General features: G+C 43.9%; 15 protein-coding genes and 1 pseudogene. 11 read left to right on the forward strand and 5 right to left on the reverse strand.

All coding sequences use genetic code 11. The features are described from left to right. Positions 1-16: 16 nt before the first annotated feature. Genes carA through glmS form a run of 3 tightly spaced genes read right to left on the reverse strand, consistent with a single transcriptional unit; the run spans position 17 to position 4,940 of the window. Positions 17-1,165 (reverse strand): glutamine-hydrolyzing carbamoyl-phosphate synthase small subunit, encoded by a 1,149-nt coding sequence (gene carA, locus GD631_RS17515; RefSeq protein ID WP_143259800.1) that lies wholly within the window; start codon positions 1,163-1,165, stop codon positions 17-19. A 27-nt stretch (positions 1,166-1,192) separates the two neighbouring features. Further along, on the reverse strand, positions 1,193-3,076 hold the full coding sequence (locus GD631_RS17520; protein WP_143259802.1) for an amidophosphoribosyltransferase: 1,884 nt from the start codon (positions 3,074-3,076) through the stop codon (positions 1,193-1,195). A 19-nt stretch (positions 3,077-3,095) separates the two neighbouring features. After that, the gene (glmS, locus tag GD631_RS17525) at positions 3,096-4,940 is read right to left on the reverse strand and encodes a glutamine--fructose-6-phosphate transaminase (isomerizing) (RefSeq protein WP_143259804.1); all 1,845 of its coding nucleotides are present in this window, start codon (positions 4,938-4,940) and stop codon (positions 3,096-3,098) included. Between the two features lie 362 nt (positions 4,941-5,302). Here glmS and gltB point away from each other — a divergent pair, with 362 nt between their 5' ends. The 4 genes from gltB (at position 5,303) to GD631_RS17545 (ending at position 14,130) form a co-directional block, all read left to right on the forward strand. After that, positions 5,303-9,898: a glutamate synthase large subunit gene (gene gltB, locus GD631_RS17530; protein WP_143259805.1), complete on the forward strand. Its 4,596-nt coding sequence runs from the start codon at positions 5,303-5,305 to the stop codon at positions 9,896-9,898. A gap of 69 nt (positions 9,899-9,967) precedes the next feature. Continuing rightward, entirely contained in the window at positions 9,968-11,308 is a 1,341-nt protein-coding gene (locus GD631_RS17535; RefSeq protein ID WP_143259807.1) for a glutamate synthase subunit beta, read from the forward strand. A 214-nt stretch (positions 11,309-11,522) separates the two neighbouring features. After that, on the forward strand, positions 11,523-13,190 hold the full coding sequence (gene asnB, locus GD631_RS17540) for an asparagine synthase B (protein ID WP_143259809.1): 1,668 nt from the start codon (positions 11,523-11,525) through the stop codon (positions 13,188-13,190). 172 nt (positions 13,191-13,362) lie between these two features. Next, positions 13,363-14,130 (forward strand): glycerophosphodiester phosphodiesterase family protein, encoded by a 768-nt coding sequence (locus tag GD631_RS17545; RefSeq protein WP_185911501.1) that lies wholly within the window; start codon positions 13,363-13,365, stop codon positions 14,128-14,130. A 245-nt stretch (positions 14,131-14,375) separates the two neighbouring features. Here the strand turns inward: GD631_RS17545 and GD631_RS17550 are convergent, their stop codons facing one another. Continuing rightward, on the reverse strand, positions 14,376-14,672 hold the full coding sequence (locus GD631_RS17550) for a thioredoxin family protein (protein ID WP_143259811.1): 297 nt from the start codon (positions 14,670-14,672) through the stop codon (positions 14,376-14,378). Between the two features lie 414 nt (positions 14,673-15,086). Between GD631_RS17550 and dapF the strand changes: the two genes are divergently transcribed. From dapF to GD631_RS17580, 6 genes are all read left to right on the forward strand, one after another. Beyond that, positions 15,087-15,896: a diaminopimelate epimerase gene (gene dapF, locus GD631_RS17555; protein ID WP_143259813.1), complete on the forward strand. Its 810-nt coding sequence runs from the start codon at positions 15,087-15,089 to the stop codon at positions 15,894-15,896. Positions 15,897-15,931: 35 nt separating this feature from the next. Then, a complete protein-coding gene (locus GD631_RS17560) occupies positions 15,932-17,164 on the forward strand; it encodes an LL-diaminopimelate aminotransferase (RefSeq protein ID WP_143259815.1) in 1,233 nt (410 codons plus the stop codon). A gap of 185 nt (positions 17,165-17,349) precedes the next feature. Next, positions 17,350-18,111, forward strand: a complete 762-nt coding sequence (locus GD631_RS17565) for a hypothetical protein (protein WP_143259817.1) — start codon at positions 17,350-17,352, stop codon at positions 18,109-18,111. Positions 18,112-18,260: 149 nt separating this feature from the next. Beyond that, the gene (locus tag GD631_RS17570) at positions 18,261-18,617 is read left to right on the forward strand and encodes a P-II family nitrogen regulator (protein ID WP_004303701.1); all 357 of its coding nucleotides are present in this window, start codon (positions 18,261-18,263) and stop codon (positions 18,615-18,617) included. Between the two features lie 107 nt (positions 18,618-18,724). Further along, on the forward strand, positions 18,725-20,164 hold the full coding sequence (locus tag GD631_RS17575; protein WP_143259819.1) for an ammonium transporter: 1,440 nt from the start codon (positions 18,725-18,727) through the stop codon (positions 20,162-20,164). A gap of 176 nt (positions 20,165-20,340) precedes the next feature. Next, positions 20,341-22,530, forward strand: a complete 2,190-nt coding sequence (locus GD631_RS17580; RefSeq protein WP_009040499.1) for a glutamine synthetase III family protein — start codon at positions 20,341-20,343, stop codon at positions 22,528-22,530. A gap of 170 nt (positions 22,531-22,700) precedes the next feature. Here GD631_RS17580 and GD631_RS17585 read toward each other — a convergent pair whose 3' ends face one another. Next, positions 22,701-23,276, reverse strand: coding sequence for an HdeD family acid-resistance protein (locus GD631_RS17585; RefSeq protein ID WP_143259820.1), 576 nt, complete (start codon positions 23,274-23,276; stop codon positions 22,701-22,703). A gap of 198 nt (positions 23,277-23,474) precedes the next feature. Here GD631_RS17585 and GD631_RS17590 point away from each other — a divergent pair. Then, positions 23,475-23,694 (forward strand): annotated as a pseudogene (locus GD631_RS17590) (Ppx/GppA phosphatase family protein); the annotation flags it as partial. Positions 23,695-23,838 lie beyond the last annotated feature (144 nt).

The following is a 23,838-nucleotide window of genomic DNA, read 5'->3' on the forward strand; positions in this document are numbered from 1 at the left end:
CGATGGTGAATATGAATTACAATAGTTTTACAAATTCATCGAACAGGAATTCCGTATCCGTAGGTCCACTCGCTGCTTCCGGATGGAATTGTGCAGAAAACCAGGGGTTTCTTTTATGCTTGATTCCTTCGTTAGAGCCATCATTCATATTGATAAATAAGGGTTCCCAATCTGCGCTCAACGTATTATTGTCTACAGCATAACCGTGATTTTGTGAAGTGATGAAGCAACGTTCCGTACCTACCATACGCACCGGTTGGTTGTGGCTACGGTGACCGTATTTCAATTTATAAATCTTGGCTCCTCCCGCTTTCGAAAGCAGTTGGTTACCCATGCAGATTCCGAAGATAGGCAGTTTCTCGTTTGCCATTGCCTTGCGGATATTCTGCACCGCAGCATCACAGGTATCCGGATCCCCCGGTCCGTTGGAAATAAACAGTCCGTCATACTTAAATCCGTTATAATCATAATCCCAAGGTACACGAATCACCTCAACATTCCGTTTCAGCAGACAACGAATGATATTAGTCTTCACACCGCAATCTACCAACACCACCTTTTTAAGTTGTGAGTTAAAACCTGAAAGTTGAGAGTTGAGCTGCTCAACAGGAGTCGTTAATGAGAAAGAATGAGAGGTTCCGTCAGGAAGATAAGAGATTATTTCTTTGCAACTTACTCTGTCTACATAATTAATACTTTCATAATCTTCCATTTTCAATTCATCGTTCTCCACTTCATCGAAAACGATTTTCCCCATCATTACTCCATGTTCACGAAGCACTTTAGTCAGCTCGCGCGTATCAATGCCTGTAATGCCGGGAACTTGCTCCCGTTTCAACCAGTCGCCGAGACTTTCCACTGCGTTCCAATGGCTGTATTCATAAGAATAATCACTTACGATAATCGCTTCCGCATGAATCTTTTCACTTTCCATGAAAGTGGCAAGTCCATTCGGCTCGATAGTGAAAGGAGGAACACCGTAGTTACCTACCAAAGGATAGGTAAGCGTCATCAACTGTCCGGCGTATGAAGGGTCAGTGAGGCTCTCCGGATATCCGGTCATGGCAGTATTAAACACTACTTCGCCCGCCACCGGCTTCTCGTAGCCAAACGACTTACCGGAAAACCGGCTCCCGTCGTCAAGGATTAATGTCACATTTCTCATTCTTATTATTGAATCGTTGTATGGTTGTTAGAATTGATACATTTGTTCTATATAGTCGATGAACGCCCGGTTCACCATTTTCACACCCCCCGGTGTAGGGTAGTTGCCGCTAAAATACCAGTCGCCTTTATGATGCGGACAAGCTTCGTGCAATCCCTCCAACGGTTGATAAACAATTTCCACTTTCGCCTTGGTTCCCTTGGGTGTCAGCAGTTCCACCATTTTGGCTGAGATTTCCTCATCAGTGAACGGAGCATAAATATCTTTCACATAGTTTACCATCTGCTCTTTCGGCAGTCCTACCTGCTCTTTCGACTTACGATATGCAGCCGCAATCACATCTTTCATATCCCGTTCCTTTAAAAGTTCGACAGCAGCCCTGAAGGCGATAAACTCGCTCATCTTTGCCATATCAATACCGTAATAGTCAGGATAACGCACTTGCGGAGAAGAAGATACAATGACAATCTTCTTCGGACCGAGGCGGTCGAGAATACCGATGATACTTTGTTTCAGCGTAGTACCACGCACAATGCTGTCATCGATAATCACCAGATTATCGACACCGGGTACAAGACTTCCGTATGTAATATCATACACATGGGCAGCCAAATCATTACGGCTGTTTCCTTCGGCGATGAACGTACGGAGCTTAATATCCTTGATTGCCACCTTTTCGCTGCGAATGCGACGGGAAAGAATAACTTCCAGTTCTTCCATATTCGGGTTATGCCCCAATGCAGCGATCTGCTGCACTTTCTCTTCATTCAAGTAATCATCCAGTCCCTGCAACATTCCGTAGAAAGCAACCTCCGCAGTGTTGGGAATAAAAGAGAAAACCGTATGATCGATGTCATTATTGATTGCTTTCAGTATTCTCGGAACCAACTTTTCGCCCAACCGTTTCCTTTCTTTATAAATATCGACGTCACTGCCACGGGAGAAATAGATACGTTCGAAAGAACAGGCCTGATTTTCGCGCGGCTTATTGATTTGCGAAGTACGTATCTTACCCTCTTTGCTAATCAGCAACGCCTGCCCCGGTTGCAGTTCCTTGATTTCCTCAAACGGAACATTCAAAGCTGTCTGGATAACCGGACGTTCGGAAGCAAGAACAGCTATCTCGTCATCCTGATACCAAAATGCAGGCCGGATGCCCCACGGGTCGCGAATAGCGAAAGACTCACCGCTTCCGGTCAATCCGCAGATAACATACCCCCCATCCCATTCGCGACTGGAAGTACGCAGTACGTTTGCCAAATCAATATGTTCTTCTATATAATGCGTGATGCTCATACCCGTAAGCCCTTCGGCTTCGGCAAGATTGAATACACGCTCCACTTCACGGTCAAGACGGTGTCCCACCTGTTCCAACATGATATATGTATCGGCATATTTACGCGGATGCTGGCCAATGGCAGTGATACGGGCAAATATTTCGTCCACATTCGTCATATTGAAGTTTCCGCAAAGAGCGAGATTCTTGGCACGCCAGTTATTTCTTCTTAAGAATGGATGCACATAAGAGATGCCGGATTTTCCTGTAGTGGAGTAACGAAGATGCCCCATATATACTTCCCCGGCAAAAGGCAGGGTCCGTTTGGCATACGCAGCATCATGTAACTGTTCGGGAGTGAGATCCTTAAAATTGTTTTGAACATTTTCAAAAATCTCCGTAATAGCCCCGGAACCTAAAGCACGTTCACGAAACATATATTCTTCACCCGGATTCGCTTCCAGTTTCACACATGCCAGTCCCGCACCTTCCTGTCCACGGTTATGTTGTTTCTCCATCAACAGGTAGAGTTTATTAAGACCGTACATCCATGTTCCGTACTTTTTCTCGTAGTACTCCAACGGTTTAAGCAAGCGTATCATGGCAACGCCACATTCATGTTTCAATTGTTCCATCTATATACTATTTTAACTTTCACTCTACCGTTACCGACTTCGCCAGATTTCTTGGCTGGTCTACATCCATCCCTTTACATACCGCAATGTGATAAGCAAGAAGCTGGAGAGGTACCGTCGTAATTAACGGATCGAGACACTCTATTGTTTCAGGAAGTTCGATACTGCAATCGGCGATCTTGCTGATAACCGTATCTCCCTTCGTAACGAACGCAATCACTTTTCCTTTCCTCGCCTTGATCTCCTGAATATTACTTAGCACTTTTTCGTACAGTCCATTCTGCGTAGCAATCACCACTACCGGCATTTCCGCGTCAATCAGGGCAATCGGTCCGTGTTTCATCTCGGCAGCCGGATAACCTTCGGCGTGAATATACGATATTTCTTTCAATTTCAACGCACCTTCCAATGCAACAGGATAACTATATCCGCGTCCCAGGTAAATAAAATTATGCGCATACGTGAAAGTTTTCGATAACTCCGCCAGGGTATCATTCAGTTTCAGCACTTCTTTCATCTTCTCCGGAATATGATTTAATTCCCGTACAATTGAAAGATAATGCTGTTCGTCAATTGTTCCTTTCGTTTTGGCAAGCGTCAATGCCAGCATTGCCAACACAGTGACCTGTCCGGTAAACGCTTTGGTGGAAGCGACCCCGATTTCCGGACCTACGTGGATATACGAACCGGTGTGAGTGGCACGGGGAATAGAAGACCCGATAGCATTGCAAATACCATATATAAATGCTCCGCGGCTTTTTGCCAATTCCACAGCAGCCAATGTATCCGCAGTCTCACCACTTTGGGAGATTGCTATCACTACATCCTGTCCGTCAATCACCGGATCACGGTAACGGAATTCGGAAGCATACTCCACTTCCACCGGTATGCGGCAGAAACTTTCAATCAGATGCTTTCCAATCAGTCCGGCATGCCAGGAAGTTCCGCAGGCAACGATAATAAACCGCTTGGCATTCAACAGCTTTTCCCGATGGTCGATCACAGCGGAAAGTACCACATTGTCGGCTTCCACATTGATACGTCCGCGCATACAATCATGAATACAATCGGGCTGTTCGAAAATCTCTTTCAACATAAAATGTGGATATCCCCCTTTTTCCAGCTGGCCGAGATTAAGCTCCACTTTTTTAATTTCAGGTGTCATTTCAACATTACTCAAATTGACCACCTTCAGTTCTTTCCCCAGATGGAGAACAGCAATTTCTCCGTCTTCCAGATAAACCACCTTATCTGTATATTCTACAATCGGAGTGGCATCCGAAGCAAGGAAGAACTCGTCCGCTCCAATCCCCACTACCAGCGGGCTACTCTTACGGGCAGCAATAATCTCATCAGGATGCTCTTTATCAAGAATCGCAATCGCATAGGCACCAATCACTTCTCCCAACGCCAATTGAACGGCTGTCAGCAAACTGACTTGATTAGTGACTTTCATGTATTCTATTAATTGAACAAGGACTTCGGTATCTGTACTACTTTTAAAAATATAGCCTCTGGCTTGAAGTTTTTCTTTGAGAACGGCGTAGTTTTCAATAATACCGTTATGAATGAGAGCGAGCTTTTCGGAAGAAGAGTAATGAGGGTGGGCGTTAGCGGAACAAGGTTCCCCGTGAGTAGCCCAACGAGTATGGGCAATTCCGATTGTACCGGAAATATCTTTTTGCGTGACGAAATTTTCAAGATCGGAGACTTTTCCTTTCGTCTTATACACATTTAACTGTTGGTCATCACTAATAATTGCTACCCCCGCGCTATCATATCCACGATACTCCAGTCGCTTCAGCCCTTTTATAAGGATAGGGTAGGCTTTTCGTTTACCAATATAGCCTACTATTCCACACATATTATAATATTTTTATTTCGACTGCAAATATACACATTCCAAATAACATAAAGACAACAAAAAGCATATTTATTTGACAGAAATGCATAAAAAAGTTACAAACACATCAAAACGTTAAATAATATATTATTTTTAGCTCAAAAAGAAACAAATTACAATTGGTTTCCCATTAACACAAAAGAGCTAACAAATTAAAAGTAAATCTCCTTCTTTCAATTACAAATTAAAAGAAGACAGACTCTTGTTTTCATTTCGTGTTACAGAAAAGTTATATTTTACTATCATTTTGAAATTAAACCATTAATTTTGCCGAACAAATTGACACTCCAATTAGGTATTATCATACAATAAAGCTAGTAAGAATGAAGAAACAAGAACTTTTTAACAACGTAACAGAAGGATTCCCTTACCAACGACAGCCCAAACAGATGGGCTTGTACAATGCGGCATACGAACACGATGCCTGCGGTGTTGGTATGCTGGTAAACATTCATGGAGAAAAGTCACACGACATTGTTGAGTCGGCTTTAAAGGTATTAGAGAACATGCGCCACCGCGGCGCCGAAGGTGCGGATAACAAAACCGGCGACGGTGCAGGTATCATGCTGCAAATTCCGCATGAGTTTATTTTATTGCAAGGTATTCCTGTACCCGAAAAAGGACGGTACGGCACAGGATTGTTATTTTTGCCGAAAAATGAGAAAGACCAGGCAGCTATTTTAAGTATCATTATTGAAGAAATCGAAAAAGAAGGACTCACATTGATGCATTTGCGCAATGTGCCCACCTGCCCTGAAATTTTGGGAGAATCTGCCCTGGCAAACGAACCTGACATCAAACAGGTGTTTATCACCGGATTTACAGAAACGGAAACGGCCGACCGGAAGTTATATCTGATCCGGAAAAGAATCGAGAATAAGGTCAGATTGTCATCCATTCCGACAAAGGACGATTTTTATGTTGTTTCGCTTTCTACAAAAAGCATTATATATAAAGGTATGCTTTCGTCGTTACAACTGCGCAACTACTATCCGGACCTGACGAATAGCTATTTTACCAGCGGACTGGCACTGGTGCACTCTCGTTTCAGCACCAACACATTCCCTACATGGGGATTGGCACAACCATTCCGCCTTCTGGCACACAACGGTGAAATCAACACGATCCGTGGTAACCGCGGATGGATGGAAGCCCGCGAAAGCGTACTCTCCACTCCTACTTTAGGTGATATCAAAGAACTTCGCCCGATTATACAACCGGGCATGAGCGACAGTGCTTCTCTGGACAATGTACTGGAGTTCCTGGTGATGTCGGGGTTGAGTCTGCCACACGCTATGGCTATGCTCGTGCCGGAATCTTTCAACGAAAAGAATCCCATCAGTGAGGATCTGAAATCATTCTACGAATACCACTCTATCCTGATGGAACCGTGGGACGGACCGGCTGCACTTCTCTTCAGTGACGGACGATTTGCAGGAGGTATGCTCGACCGCAACGGTCTGCGCCCTGCCCGTTATCTGATTACTAAAAACGATATGATGGTAGTGGCTTCGGAAGTCGGTGTGATGGATTTCGAACCGGGAGACATCAAAGAAAAAGGTCGCTTACAGCCCGGTAAGATCTTGTTGGTGGATACGGAAAAAGGGGAAATTTATTATGATGGAGAACTGAAAAAACAGTTGGCTGAAGCCAAACCTTACCGCACCTGGCTGGCTACGAACCGAATCGAACTGGATGAACTGAAGAGCGGACGCAAAGTAGCTCATCAGGTAGAAAACTACGACTGCATGCTTCGCACTTTCGGCTACTCCAAAGAGGATATCGAAAAACTGATTATGCCGATGGCAAGCAGCGGAGCAGAACCGATCCATTCAATGGGTAATGATACTCCGTTAGCTGTACTTTCGGATAAGCCGCAATTGCTTTACAACTATTTCCGGCAGCAATTTGCACAAGTGACCAATCCGCCCATCGACCCGCTCCGCGAAGAACTGGTGATGTCATTGACTGAATACATCGGGGCAGTCGGCATGAATATTCTGACCCCCAGCGAAAGCCATTGCAAAATGGTCCGCCTGAATCATCCGATTTTGAGCAACACACAACTGGATATTCTTTGTAATATCCGTTATAAAGGTTTCAAAACAGTCAAACTGCCCATGTTATTTGAAGTAGCGAAAGGGAAAGCCGGATTGCAGGAGGCACTGAACAGCCTCTGTAAAATGGCGGAAGAATCTGTGACGGAAGGCGTAAACTACATTGTCCTGACCGACCGTGACGTGGATATTACCCATGCAGCTATTCCTTCATTGCTGGCAGTAAGTGCCGTTCATCACCACCTGATTTCAGTCGGCAAACGTGTACAAACAGCATTGATTGTAGAAAGCGGTGAAATACGTGAGGTAATGCACGCTGCGTTATTACTGGGTTTCGGAGCAAGTGCCCTGAATCCTTACATGGCATTCGCCGTTCTCGACCGCTTGGTTAAAGACAGGGATATTCAGTTGGATTATGCCACTGCTGAAAAAAATTATATCAAATCCATCTGCAAAGGCTTGTTTAAAATCATGAGTAAAATGGGGATCTCTACCATCCGCTCTTATCGTGGCGCAAAGATCTTCGAAGCCGTCGGTTTGAGCGAAGAATTGAGTAAGGCTTATTTCGGTGGACTCGGTTCGCCAATCGGAGGTATTCGCCTGGAAGAAATAGCCAGAGATGCCATTGCTTTCCATGAGGAAGGATTTGAAAAGATCAGAAATGGAAATGAAGGAACACAAAGTAATTCTCAATCTTCTACTTTCAACTTTCCATTATTAAAAAACAACGGTTTGTATGCCTTCCGCAAAGACGGAGAAAAGCACGCATGGAATCCGGAAACAATCAGTACACTGCAATTGGCTACACGGCTGGGAAGTTACAAGAAATTTAAAGAATACACTCATCTGGTAGACGAAAAAGAGAAGCCTATTTTCCTTCGTGACTTCCTGGGATTCCACCGTAATCCGATTTCTATCGATCAGGTAGAACCGGTGGAAAACATTCTGCATCGTTTCGTCACGGGGGCCATGTCTTTTGGTTCTATCAGCAAAGAGGCTCATGAGGCAATGGCTATTGCCATGAATAAAATCCATGGACGCAGCAATACCGGTGAAGGTGGCGAAGACGCTGCCCGTTTCCAACCGCTGCCCGATGGCAGTTCCTTACGAAGTGCAATCAAGCAGGTAGCTTCCGGTCGTTTCGGTGTAACGGCAGAATATCTGGTTAATGCGGACGAGATTCAGATTAAGATAGCACAAGGGGCAAAGCCGGGTGAAGGTGGACAACTTCCGGGATTTAAAGTGAATGATGTGATTGCGAAAACACGCCATTCCATTCCGGGAATTTCACTGATTTCTCCCCCGCCTCATCATGATATTTATTCGATTGAGGATTTGGCACAATTAATCTTCGATCTGAAAAATGTAAATCCACAGGCCAAAATCAGTGTGAAACTGGTAGCAGAAAGTGGCATCGGTACGATTGCCGCCGGCGTGGCAAAAGCAAAGGCGGACCTGATTGTCATCTCCGGTGCTGAAGGGGGAACAGGTGCTTCTCCGGCTTCTTCTATCCGTTATGCGGGCATCTCACCGGAATTGGGATTGAGCGAGACACAGCAGACATTAGTTTTGAACGGACTTCGTGGTCAAGTAGTTCTGCAAGCCGACGGACAACTGAAAACCGGGCGTGACATCATCTTAATGGCGCTAATGGGTGCCGAAGAATATGGCTTCGCCACCTCGGCATTGATTGTATTAGGGTGTGTAATGATGCGTAAATGCCATCAGAATACTTGTCCGGTGGGAGTTGCCACACAGAATGAAGAATTGCGTAAACGCTTTCATGGGCGTAGTGAATATTTGGTAAATTTCTTCACATTCCTGGCACAGGAGGTCCGCGAGTATTTGGCTGAAATGGGATTCACCAGAATGGATGATATTATCGGGCGCACAGACTTGATCGAACGTAAGCCCGTTGCCAACGACCCGAATCCGAAACATGCGTTAATCGACTTCACCAAATTGTTGGCACGCATTGATAACAACGCGGCTATCCGCCATGTCATCGATCAGGATCACGGTGTTTCTACTGTAAAGGATGTAACCCTTATTGATGCGGCACAGGAAGCTATTGAACATGAGAAAGAGATTTCTTTAGAATATACGATTGCCAATACAGACCGTGCAATAGGTGCCATGCTCTCCGGAGTGATTGCCAAGAAATACGGTGCCAAAGGATTGCCGGAACATACGCTGAATGTGAAGTTCAAAGGCTCGGCAGGTCAGTCTTTCGGGGCTTTCCTCGTACCGGGAGTTAACTTTAAACTGGAAGGTGAAGCGAACGATTATCTGGGTAAAGGATTGAGCGGCGGACGCATCTCCGTATTGCCTCCTATCCGCAGCAACTTCGAAGCCGAAAAGAATACAATTGCCGGTAATACCTTGCTTTATGGAGCAACAAGCGGTGAAGTATATATCAACGGTCGTGTAGGAGAACGTTTCGCAGTTCGTAACTCCGGTGCAGTTGCCGTAGTGGAAGGTGTGGGCGACCATTGTTGCGAATACATGACAGGAGGTCGTGTCGTAGTCCTCGGGCAAACCGGACGTAACTTCGCAGCCGGAATGAGTGGCGGTGTGGCTTATGTATGGAACAAGGATGGCAACTTCGATTATTTCTGCAACATGGAAATGGTGGAACTGTCACTCATCGAAGAAGCCAGCTACCGGAAGGAGCTACACGAACTAATCCGCCAACATTATCTGTACACAGGCTCAAAACTAGCCCGTACCATGCTTGACAACTGGAATCATTATGCAGACCAGTTCATCCAAGTAGTACCCATCGAATACAAAAAAGTATTGCAGGAAGAACAGATGAGAAAATTGCAACAAAAAATTGCAGACATGCAAAGAGACTATTAATCGGCACCGGCAAAGTGCCGGAGCCAGGTTTCCATGCGGAATTATTTGAACTTAAAACTGAAAAACAATATGGGAGATCCTAAAGCATTTCTAAATATACCTCGACAAGAGGCGGGATACCGCCCTGTAAACGAGCGAATCGCTGACTATAGTCAGGTAGAACAGACTTTGAATACAAACAGCCGTAAATTGCAGGCGTCACGCTGCATGGATTGCGGTGTACCTTTCTGTCATTGGGCATGCCCGATAGGAAATAAACAACCGGAATGGCAGGATGCATTATACAGGGGAAAATGGAAGGAGGCATACGAAGTATTGTCGTCTACTTGCGATTTTCCGGAATTTACGGGACGTATTTGTCCTGCTCTTTGCGAGAAATCGTGTGTGTTGAAACTTTCCTGCGATCAGCCGGTGACTATTCGCGAGAATGAAGCAGCTATCGTGGAAGCGGCTTTTCGTGAAGGATATATACAGATAAAGACTCCGGAAAGAAACGGAAAGAAAGTGGCGGTGATTGGTGCGGGTCCTGCCGGATTGGTAGTGGCTAATCAGCTGAATTTAAAAGGATATAGCGTTACTTTATTCGATAAGGATGAAGCACCCGGAGGGTTATTACGGTTCGGTATTCCTAATTTCAAACTGGATAAGAATGTGATTGACCGACGGATGAAGATATTGGCTGCAGAAGGAATACAGTTTGAAATGGGAGTAGAAATAGACGTCAATCATTTGCCGGAAGGATTCGACGCTTACTGCATCTGTACCGGAACGCCGACTGCACGTGATTTGAGTATTCCGGGACGTGAACTGAAAGGCATCCATTTCGCACTTGAAATGCTGGCACAGCAGAACAGGATTCTGGCAGGACAGACTTTCCCGAAAGATAAATTGGTGAATGCCAAAGGCAAAAAAGTACTTGTGATAGGTGGCGGAGATACCGGTTCCGACTGCATCGGAACCAGTGTGAGACAGGGAGCCGTCAGTGTCACTCAAATCGAAATCATGCCGAAACCTCCTGTCGGCTACAATCCGGCTACTCCTTGGCCACAATGGCCGGCAGTCTTCAAAACGACTTCCAGCCATGAAGAAGGTTGTACACGCCGCTGGTGCCTGGCTTCCAATCAGTTCCTCGGAAAGAATGGAAAAGTGACAGGTGTAGAAGTGGAAGAAGTAGAATGGATTCCGGCAGCAGATGGCGGACGTCCCACAATGAAACCAACAGGGAAGAAGGAAGTCATCGAAGCTGATATGGTATTGCTGGCAATGGGATTCTTAAAACCGGAGCAACCGAAATTTGCAAAGAATGTATTCCTTGCCGGTGATGCCGAGACTGGTGCCAGCCTGGTGGTACGCGCCATGGCGGGCGGACGAAAGGCCGCTGTGGAAATAGATGCTTATCTGAAACAATAAGTTCTGCAACAGTATACAACAGGAAGCTCGATCGCTATTACCGGTTCGTTCCATATCTGTGGAACTAAAAGATAACAGATATGGAACTAAAGGGAAACAGTTGTGGAACTAAACGATAACAATTATGGAACGAATTAAGAATAGCTAGTCAGCTTCTTAGAAATAGCGAATAAACAATCAACAGATTACATTACCCCCTCTAAAAATTAAATTTATGTGTGGAATAGCAGGTATACTCAACATCAAAGTTCAAACGAAAGAACTAAGAGATAAAGCACTGAAAATGGCCCAGAAGATCCGTCATCGCGGACCGGACTGGAGCGGAATCTATGTAGGCGGAAGTGCCATCCTGGCACACGAACGTCTTTCCATTGTCGACCCGCAGAGTGGCGGACAACCGTTATACTCTCCCGATCGTAAACAGGTGCTCGCCGTCAACGGTGAGATTTACAATCACCGTGATATTCGCGCTAAATATGCGGGAAAATATAACTTTCAAACCGGAAGTGACTGTGAGGTAATTCTTGCCCTTTACAAAGATAAAGGCATCCATTTTTTGGAAGATATCAGCGGTATCTTCGCTTTCGTTCTTTATGATGAGGAAAAGGATGAATTTCTGATTGCCCGTGATCCGATAGGGGTTATTCCTTTATATATAGGAAAAGATAAAGAGGGAAAAATCTACTTCGGCAGCGAGTTGAAAGCTCTCGAAGGATTTTGTGACGAATATGAAGTATTCCTTCCCGGACATTATTTCTATAGTAAAGAGGGCAAAATGAAACGTTGGTATTCGCGCGACTGGACAGAATATGAAGCTGTAAAAGAGAATGATGCACAAACCGATGATGTGAAAGTGGCATTAGAAAATGCCGTACATCGTCAGTTAATGAGTGACGTACCGTATGGAGTACTTCTTTCGGGTGGGTTGGATAGTTCCGTCATCTCCGCCATTGCCAAAAAATATGCGGCAAAGCGTATAGAAACAGACGGTGCAAGCGATGCATGGTGGCCCCAACTCCACTCTTTCGCCATCGGTCTAAAGGGCGCCCCCGATTTGATTAAAGCGCGTGAGGTGGCCGAATATATCGGTACCGTCCATCACGAGATCAACTACACTATTCAGGAAGGTCTGGATGCTGTTCGCGATGTTATTTATTTCATCGAGACGTATGATGTAACTACCGTACGCGCTTCCACTCCCATGTATTTATTGGCGCGTGTCATCAAATCAATGGGTATCAAAATGGTGTTGAGCGGTGAAGGCGCCGATGAAGTTTTCGGAGGTTATCTGTACTTCCACAAGGCCCCTACTCCACAGGCATTCCACGAAGAAACAGTACGTAAACTTTCAAAGTTGCACATGTACGATTGCCTCCGTGCCAATAAAAGTCTGTCAGCATGGGGAGTAGAAGGGCGCGTCCCTTTCCTTGATAAAGAATTTCTCGATGTAGCAATGAACCTGACCCCGAAAGCTAAAATGTGCCCCGGAAAAAACATCGAGAAACGAATTGTCCGCGAAGCCTTTGCCGATATGTTACCAGAAAGTGTGGCTTGGAGACAGAAGGAGCAGTTCAGTGACGGTGTAGGATATTCATGGATTGACACATTGAGAGAAATCACAGCAGCTGCCGTGAGCGATGAGCAAATGGAACATGCTGCCGAACGTTTCCCGATCAATACGCCACAAAACAAAGAAGAGTACTACTATCGTAGCATTTTCGAGGAGCATTTCCCCAGTGAAAGCGCAGCACGCACCGTCCCCAGCGTTCCTAGCGTAGCCTGCTCCACAGCAGAAGCACTGGCATGGGACATCGCTTTCAGAAATCTGAACGAACCTAGCGGACGTGCAGTGAAAGGAATACATGAAGAGGCCTATACTTAACTGATAAAAAATAACGGAAATAGCAAATTCTGTTATTCTTTTGTAGCATTTCTATTCTAAAATCCCAAGGATTAACGCAGATTAGCATATTATCGGCTGATTTGCGTTATCTTTTTTATAATTTTGAGGCCAAACCCAATTAAATCTATCAAACTTTTAAAAGACCAAACTAATGAATTTAAAAAAAATGATGATGGCTTCTGCCCTTCTAATGGCTGCTTGCTGTATGCAGGCACAGACAAAAGTGATAGCTCACCGCGGTTTCTGGAAAACTCCGGGATCATCGCAGAACAGTATTTCATCACTTCTAAAAGCAGATTCCATCGGTTGTTACGGTTCAGAATTTGACGTATGGATCGCGAAGGATAACAAGTTAGTGGTTAACCATGATCCCGTATACAAGATGAGGCCGATGGAATATTCCAAAGGTGATGCGCTGACCGGACTTAAATTATCCAACGGAGAAAACTTACCCAGCCTGGAACAGTATCTGGAAGCCGGAAAAAACTGTAAAACCCAACTGATTCTCGAACTGAAAGCACATAGTAACAAGAAACGCGAGACTAAAGCGGTGCAGGGAATCGTTGCCATGGTAAAGAAAATGGGATTGGAAAACCGTATGGAGTACATCACATTCTCTCTGCATGCCATGAAAGAGTTTATCCGTCTGGCTCCTGCCGGTACTCCGGTATTTTACCTTAACGGAGACCTGTCTCCCAAAGAACTGAAAGAACTCGGTGCTGCCGGTCTTGACTATCACATGGGAGTGATTAAGAAACACCCCGAATGGATCAAAGAAGCCCACGACCTCGGCTTGAAAGTAAACGTATGGACAGTGGACGAAGTAGAAGACATGAAATCGCTGATTGAACAAAAGGTAGATTTCATCACCACTAATGAGCCGGTCATCTTACAAGAAGAGCTTAAAAAGCTTCAATAAGAAAAAATATTCACATATTAAACAATTCAACAGCTGGGCTTTAAGGAAACGAAATCTTCCTTTAAAAGAAACAGGTTGTTTCTCGGTGTCAAACGGGTGTTTCCTTTTAAAGGAATCACCCGTTTCTTTAAATGGAAAATCATCTTCTATAACGCTCTAAATACCAACACTTTAAAAGTGTCATTTTTTTTAATTAAAAAGAAAAGGGATCTTCCTATGAATAACAATAAAAGATTACAGACAATTCATTGGAAATCATCCAATACTTCTTTTAATTCTTCTACTGTAAGCTCTCCTACCTGTCTCCATAGTTCATGACTATTATGCAATAGAAGGAAAGCCGGTACTGTTTCTACATTATGTGCATCGGCAATTGCTCTATTCTCTTCTGCATTCACTCTAATCAATTCTACAGTTCTCTTTTCGTAAGTTCGAAGCACAGGTCCTATCCACTCATAATGAGGGGACCAATCGGCATAGAATACCACCAACACCAGATGGTTGGTTTTAATTGCTGTTTCTAGTTGTTTCTCTATATTCATATCGCTATGTTTTTATATTAATGATAGTGCTAAAACAATGAATACAGAAAAAGGTTCTTCAAAATATCCCGCGAGCAATATGATAGAGAAATAAGGTTTTTCACTTTCATATCGTCAAAAGAAAAAGAATGTATTTCCTGTTTTTATAACTGGTTTCATCGATTATCAGGGCTAAATATTCTTCATATATTATGAAAGGATATGCAAAACAATTCACCCAAATAACAATTTATTAATATAGATATATATATAATTTCAAATTATAACTAAACATAGTCGTATAAAAGGCGATTATAAGTTTAAAGAAAATAAATAGAGATTAGACATACTTTTCAGCAAAATATAAAGCAAAAAGTCATACCTTTGTGTCGTAATAAAACAAAAGGATACAGCAACCTATAAATATCAATCAAAATGATATCAAAGATTAAGTTCACTAAAATGCATGGAGCTGGAAATGACTACATATATGTAGACACGACCAGATATCCGATAGCAGACCCTGAAAAGAAAGCGATCGAATGGAGCAAGTTTCATACAGGAATCGGAAGCGATGGACTTATATTGATTGGTGTCTCTGATAAAGCAGATTTCAGTATGCGTATTTTCAATGCCGACGGTTCGGAAGCAATGATGTGTGGCAATGGTAGCCGCTGTGTAGGCAAATATGTATATGAATACGGATTGACTGATAAAACAGAAATAACTTTGGAAACACTATCGGGAATTAAGATTCTGAAATTGCAGGTAGAGGAAAAAACAGTCAGTGCAGTCACCGTAGATATGGGCAGTCCGCAAGAAACAGGAGAGATTGATTGGGGAAAGAAATATCCTTTCCGATCTACTAAAGTATCAATGGGTAATCCTCATCTCGTCACATTTGTTGATGACATTACCCAAATTAATCTTCCGGAAATTGGTCCTGAACTGGAGAATCATCTTCTCTTTCCCGACAGAACGAATGTAGAGTTTGCACAGTTCGTCGGTAAAGACACCATACGGATGAGAGTGTGGGAAAGAGGATCGGGAATTACTCAGGCTTGCGGGACAGGTGCTTGCGCCACAGCAGTAGCCGCCTTCATCAACGGACTTGCAGGAAGAAAAAGCGATGTGATAATGGATGGAGGAACAGTTACCATCGAATGGGATGAAACCTCCGGACATATATTAATGACCGGACCGGCAACCAAGGTTTTCGATGGAGAGATTGATGATAAGTATTAAGTATTAGATTTTGCAGAACTTAAAACAATAACAAGATGGCATTAGTAAACGAGCATTTTTTAAAATTACCGGGAAGTTATTTATTCTCGGATATAGCGAAAAAGGTAAATACTTTCAGGATAACGCATCCCAAACAGGACATCATCCGGCTAGGTATCGGCGACGTTACGCAGCCACTTCCTCCAGCCTGTATAGAAGCAATGCACAAAGCAGTAGAAGAACTGGCCAGCAAAGATACATTCCGCGGATATGGTCCTGAACAGGGATATGATTTTCTGATTGAAGCAATCATAAAAAACGATTTCGCTCCACGCGGGATTCATTTCTCAGCATCCGAAATTTTCGTCAACGACGGGGCTAAAAGCGATACCGGAAATATAGGTGATATTCTTCGCCACGACAATAGCGTAGGTGTTACAGATCCCATCTATCCGGTTTACATAGACAGTAACGTTATGTGTGGACGCGCCGGGGTACTGGAAGAAGAAACGGGTAAATGGAGCAATGTTACTTATATGCCTTGCACAAGTGAGAACAACTTTATCCCGGAAATTCCGGTCAAACAGATAGACATCGTTTATCTCTGTTATCCGAACAACCCGACAGGGACCACCTTAACCAAACCGGAACTGAAAAAGTGGGTGGATTATGCCCTGGCAAACGATACACTGATTCTGTTCGATGCTGCTTACGAGGCATATATCCAGGACGAGAATGTCCCCCACTCTATCTATGAGATTAAGGGAGCTAAAAAGTGCGCGATTGAATTCCGTAGTTTTTCAAAAACAGCAGGATTTACAGGAGTACGCTGCGGATATACCGTGGTTCCGAAAGAGCTCACTGCCGCCACTCTGGAAGGCGATCGCATACCACTCAACAGATTATGGAACCGACGCCAGTGTACTAAGTTCAACGGCACTTCTTATATTACTCAACGGGCAGCAGAAGCCGTTTACAGTGCAGAAGGCAAGGCTCAGATTAAAAAAACAATCGACTATTATATGACCAACGCAAAAATCATGAAGGAAGGACTGGAAGCGACGGGATTGAAAGTATACGGCGGAGTCAACGCTCCTTACTTGTGGGTGAAAACTCCGAACGGACTTTCTTCATGGCGATTCTTTGAACAGATGTTGTATGAAGCCAATGTGGTCGGGACTCCCGGTGTAGGCTTCGGACCAAGCGGTGAAGGGTATATCCGGCTGACTGCATTCGGCGAACGCAACGACTGTATCGAAGCGATGAGAAGAATAAAAAACTGGCTCTGATTGAACGAATAATGGATAGCGGGAAATGGAAAGTTCAACATCCCCCATTAAACGAACATCATCATTCCCGCATGATCAGTTATCCATGATCGGTTATCTATAAAAAACGATAGTATTTTGCGCGCTACTATATAACAAATGGACCGTACATCCACATTTTTCTAACTTTTAAAGGTAAAAAGACGATGAAAACGACGATTAACAACAAATTGGGGGTAATAACAGTAGCATTATTACTGTCAGGACTTGTCCCGTCTACAATGATGGCACAAGATAAGGTAGAAGCTTCCGTTGGAGCAGATTTGGTAAGTGGCTACATCTGGCGCGGCCAGAATTTAGGCGGGGTTAGCGTCCAGCCTTCACTGGGAATCTCTTACAAAGGTTTATCACTCGGAGCATGGGGATCGGTGGGAATTGAATCCAAAGATGCAAAAGAGTTTGATTTAACTCTCGGTTATTCAATGGGTGGATTTAGTGTTTCAATAACGGATTATTGGTTTGATAAAACATATACAGGGGATGTAGATGAATACGGAAAGGAGATTTATACAACCAATAAATATTTCCAATATGGAGCCTATTCTACGGCTCACGTATTTGAAGCACAAGTGGGATATGATTTCGGTCCGCTAGCCGTCAACTGGTACACAAATTTTGCAGGTGCCGACGGTGTGAAAGAAAACGGCAAAAGAGCTTACTCTTCTTACCTCGCACTTAGCGCACCATTCAAATTGGGAGGTCTCGACTGGACAGTAGATTTAGGTATGGTTCCCTGGGAAACGACTTTTTATAATGGCTATACCAGTGGATTCTGCGTAACAGACATCAGTCTCGGAGCATCCAAGGAGATTAAAATCACAGATTCCTTCTCCATACCGACATTTGCCAAAGTGACAGTGAATCCACGCACTGAAGGAGCCTACTTTGCTTTCGGACTAAGTTTTTAAGAGAGAGAATTTACAATACAAAGAGTGTATAGGGATTAGAAAAGGTAGTTAGAGTTTAGATTTTATCGGTTTGTTGTATGGTAACCTGCTATGGCTGCCGCTACCCTATACCTCTTTCTTTTACAAGACATACTAATATTTTAAGGTATATGAAAAAGATTGAAGCTATTATCCGTAAGACCAAATTCGAGGACGTAAAAGACGCTCTTCTCGAAGCGGACATCGAATGGTTCTCTTATTACGATGTAAGAGGCATTGGAAAAGCACGGCAAGGACGTATCTACCGTGGCGTAGTATATGACACCAGCACCATTGAACGAATTTTGATCTCTATTGTCGTACGCGACAAGAATACCGAGAAAACAGTGCAGGCTATCATTAAAGCTGCACAGACCGGAGAAATCGGTGACGGACGTATTTTCGTCATTCCTATCGAAGACGCTATCCGCATCCGCACTGCCGAACGTGGTGACATAGCCCTCTACAATGCAGAACAAGAACGTTAATCGGCAGCGGCAAGGTGCCGCTCCCTGGTTTCCTTGCGGATTATAACGTTTATAAAGAGGTTTACAACATCACTAATAAATAATAGGTATAAAATAAGATAATTATTATGGATACAAAATATAAAAGCCATAGCTTCGTAAAGCTGTGGATAGCCACTACTATATTCATTTTGTGCTGTTTTACTACTGATATGTCGGCACAAAACACAGCCGCTGCCGATACAGTTACAGCAGTTACAGAAACAATTACCGAAGTCGTTGCCGCTCCTGCCGAAGAAGCATCAGCAGCTCCCGATACGGTTGGAGAATTAGCTCTTGGATTGAATACTGTATGGATGTTGCTTGCAGCAATGCTCGTATTCTTCATGCAGCCGGGATTTGCATTAGTAGAAGCTGGTTTTACCAGAGTGAAAAATACTGCCAACATTCTGATGAAGAACTTTGTAGATTTCATGTTCGGCTCTTTACTATACTGGTTTGTCGGTTTCGGATTGATGTTCGGCGCAGGTGGATTCATCGGAATGCCCCACTTCTTCGACCTTTCTTTCATTGATAATGGTTTGCCAACCGAAGGATTCCTCATATTCCAAACCGTATTCTGTGCGACAGCATCTACAATTGTATCAGGAGCCATGGCAGAACGTACAAAATTCTCCATGTATATCGTCTACACCATCTTTATCAGTGTACTGATTTATCCGATATCCGGTCACTGGACATGGGGCGGAGGCTGGTTGATGAACGGTGAAGAAGGTTCTTTCATGATGAATCTCTTCGGAACCACATTCCATGACTTTGCCGGTTCCACAGTCGTTCACTCTGTAGGCGGATGGATTGCTTTGGTAGGTGCTGCCATTCTTGGTCCCCGTATCGGTAAATATAGTAAAGAAGGCAAATCAAAAGCTATCCCAGGCCATAGCCTGACTATTGCTGCACTGGGTGTATTCATTCTTTGGTTCGGATGGTTCGGATTCAATCCCGGTTCTCAATTGGCAGCAGCAACCGAAGCTGACGCTATCGCCATCTCCCACGTATTCCTGACTACGAATCTGGCAGCTTGTGCCGGTGGTTTCTTTGCTCTGTTGGTGAGCTGGATGAAATATGGAAAACCTTCTCTGTCATTGACACTGAATGGTATCTTGGCAGGACTGGTAGGTATCACAGCAGGATGTGACGCAGTATCTCCTGCAGGAGCAGCCTTAATAGGTGCAATATGTGGTGTCGTAATGATATTCTCCGTTGACTTCATTGACAAGGTTTTAAAGATTGACGATCCGGTAGGTGCATCTTCTGTACATGGTGTTTGTGGCTTTTTAGGAACTATTCTTACAGGTTTGTTCTCCACCAGTGAAGGTTTATTCTATGGTTACGGTTTCGGATTCCTCGGTGCACAAATATTCGGAGCATTGATAGTAGGTGCATGGGCAGCCGGCATGGGATTCATCATTTTCAAAACGCTTGATAAGATTCACGGACTTCGCGTTCCGGCACGTGTCGAAGAAGAAGGCCTTGACATTTACGAACACGGAGAATCTGCTTACAACTAATTTAGTGATGAACGGTTTAGTGATTAGTGAAAGACAGCTACGCACCACTTACTACTAATCACTCCCCCGCTAATCACAGAAAAAACTTCCGGACAGGTTTGATCGCCTTTCCGGGAACTACATAACAAAGTAATTATTTACTCTAACATATTTAACAACAAATCAAATCAGGTATTATGTCAAAACTTAGATTCAGAGTAGTAGAGACAGCTTTCAAGAAAAAGGCTGTTGAGGTAGCAACACCTGCCGAACGTCCTTCGGAGTATTTCGCCAAGTATGTATTCAACAAGGAAAAAATGTTCAAATACCTTCCCAGCAAGGTATACAATGCACTGATTGACGCCATTGACAACGGTGCTCCGCTAGATCGCAGTATTGCCGATGAGGTAGCTGCCGGCATGAAGAAATGGGCCATCGAAATGGGTGTTACTCATTACACGCACTGGTTCGCACCGCTGACCGAGGGTACAGCTGAAAAGCATGACGCTTTCGTTGAACATGACGGCAAAGGCGGTATGATGGAAGAATTCACAGGTAAACTGCTTGTACAACAGGAACCGGATGCTTCTTCTTTCCCGAATGGCGGTATCCGCAATACATTCGAAGCCCGCGGATACAGCGCATGGGACCCCTCATCACCTGCTTTCATTGTAGATGATACACTTTGCATCCCAACTGTGTTTATTGCATATACCGGCGAAGCTCTCGACTATAAAGCTCCCTTGCTGAAAGCATTGCGTGCCGTAGATAAGGCTGCCGTAGACGTATGTCGTTACTTCAACCCGGAAGTGAAAAAAGTAGTTGCTTACTTAGGCTGGGAACAGGAATACTTCCTCGTAGACGAAGGATTGTATGCTGCACGTCCGGACTTGCTAATGACCGGTCGTACTTTGATGGGACATGACAGTGCCAAAAACCAGCAGTTGGAGGACCACTACTTCGGTGCTATCCCCACCCGCGTAGCCGCTTTCATGAAGGACCTCGAAATTGAAGCGTTAAAGCTGGGTATTCCTGTTAAGACTCGTCACAACGAAGTTGCCCCGAACCAGTTCGAATTGGCCCCTATCTTTGAAGAATGTAACCTTGCTAATGACCATAACTTGCTGATTATGTCATTGATGCGTAAGGTAAGCCGCCGTCATGGTTTCCGCGTACTACTTCATGAAAAACCTTTTAAGGGCGTCAACGGATCGGGTAAACACAACAACTGGTCGTTGGGAACTGACACGGGCATATTATTAATGGGACCGGGTAAGACTCCGGAAGATAACCTGCGTTTTGTTACATTTGTTGTTAACACACTGATGGCAGTTTATCATCATAACGGATTGCTGAAAGCTTCTATCTCCAGTGCTACCAACGCTCACCGTCTGGGAGCTAATGAAGCACCTCCTGCCATCATCTCCTCTTTCCTCGGAAAACAATTGTCACAGGTATTGGATCACATTGAAAACAGTACGAAAGATGACTTAATCAGTCTTAGCGGTAAACAGGGAATGAAGTTGGATATTCCGCAGATTCCCGAATTGCTGATTGACAACACTGACCGTAACCGCACCTCTCCTTTTGCTTTCACCGGAAACCGTTTTGAGTTCCGTGCCGTAGGTTCCGAAGCAAACTGTGCGTCTGCCATGATTGCATTGAACTCTGCCGTAGCAGACCAATTGGTGAAGTTTAAGAAAGACGTGGATGCTTTGATTGAAAAGGGGGAACCTAAAGTGTCTGCCATTCTTGAAATTATCCGTGGATATATCAAGGAATGTAAAGCGATTCATTTTGACGGCAATGGTTACAGCGACGAATGGAAGAAAGAAGCAGCCCGCCGTGGATTGGATTGCGAAACCAGTGTTCCTGTTATCTTCGATAATTACCTGAAGCCGGAAACAATTGCCATGTTCGAAGCTACCGGCGTAATGACAAAGAAAGAACTGGAAGCCCGCAACGAAGTAAAATGGGAAACGTACACGAAGAAGATTCAGATCGAAGCACGTGTATTGGGTGACTTGGCTATGAATCATATCATTCCGGTAGCCACTCAATATCAAACGGATTTAATTAATAATGTCTATAAGATGCAATCTCTTTTCCCGGCAGAAAAGGCAGCGAAATTGTCTGCTAAAAACCTGGAACTTATTGAAGAGATTGCCGACCGCACAGCCTTCATCAAGGAACATGTAGATGCAATGATTGAAGCTCGTAAGGTTGCGAACAAGATAGAAAGCGAACGGGAAAAAGCCATTGCCTACCACGACACGATCGTTCCGGCACTGGAAGAAATCCGCTACCACATCGACAAATTGGAACTCATTGTTGACAACCAGATGTGGACGCTTCCGAAATACAGGGAACTGTTATTTGTGAGATAGAAAAAAAGAACGGTGAACGATAAACAGTAGACGGTAAACCAACTGTATTTTTAGACTACAATGTATTTACCGTTAACCATTCACAGTTCACCGTTATGAAATTATCTATTTCTTTTGTTGGTTGTTTTAAGTTTGCGGGGAGGGGTGCTGTGAAGCAGTCCTCTTCTTTTTTATTCGATTATCTTTGCATCCTCAATATCATCATCATGTACTACCGGAGTCTTTGGACGACGACGGTCAAACTTGAACCAGTTGATTAATTCGGTAAGCGAATAAACCAAACTACTCACACCAATAATTATAAATGCAGTATTACGTGCTCCTGTCGGATTAAACAAAGCGATGATACCCGCAATGAGAATCAATGAAGGAACCAGATAAAACGCTCCCGGAACAGGCATCCACCGACGTGCCATCGATAAAGAAGCAATCTGTTGCACTCCTCCCATTATCAGGATAAATCCCAATAGAAACATCAGAACATCTGCAAAGAATTCAGGCATCACAATCAGCCAAAGTCCAAATAATAAACTACCGATTCCTTCTATCGGGAAACGGGGAGCCGCCTCACCTTCCTGTCTTTTCCGACCGAAATAGCCCAAAAGGCTGATAACACCGGGAATCAAAAAGGCAACACCAACTGTTATGACAATATAACTGGCAGCCGCATTGGGCCAAATCACGAGCACCAATCCTATCACAAGTGCAAAGAGAATGCGAATAAGGGAATAATTCATTGTTTTCATAAATTCTATATTTTTTTAACCGATTCTGTTCCAATACTTTTGCGAATATAAGTGTTTCTACTGATATATAAAAATAACAAATAAACATTGTAATAAGTTCGTAATAATATCGTTATGACGATTACATCTCACATTGATATTTTTGCAGAAAATTTAGACAGTTCCCTTTCAGTATGAAACAAAGTGAAATAAAAAAGATCACTGCAAGATATATATGAAACATTGAAAGCTCTCTACCGAACAGCGTATCAAGCAATATAAATTGAAACCGGACCGGGCCGATGTTATTGTTCCTGCTGCTGAAATATTTCTCGAGATAGCTACTCATATAAAAGCCACCGGAATTATTGTACCTACCATCGGACTGTCCGACGGTATCATCGATAGTCTGTACACGCAAAATATGAACAAGGTTTAATTCTCTACAATCTTGATGCATCAATACACAAAGCTCCTGATACTAGTGTATATTCAAACTTTGTATCGGGAGTTTTTGTCTCATCTTGCTATAATGTACAGATTCGTCCTTAAAGAGGTAAATATTCGAATTTTGTTCTCTATA

This window comes from Bacteroides luhongzhouii (assembly GCF_009193295.2).
In the GTDB taxonomy this organism is placed as follows: Bacteria; Bacteroidota; Bacteroidia; order Bacteroidales; family Bacteroidaceae; genus Bacteroides; species Bacteroides luhongzhouii.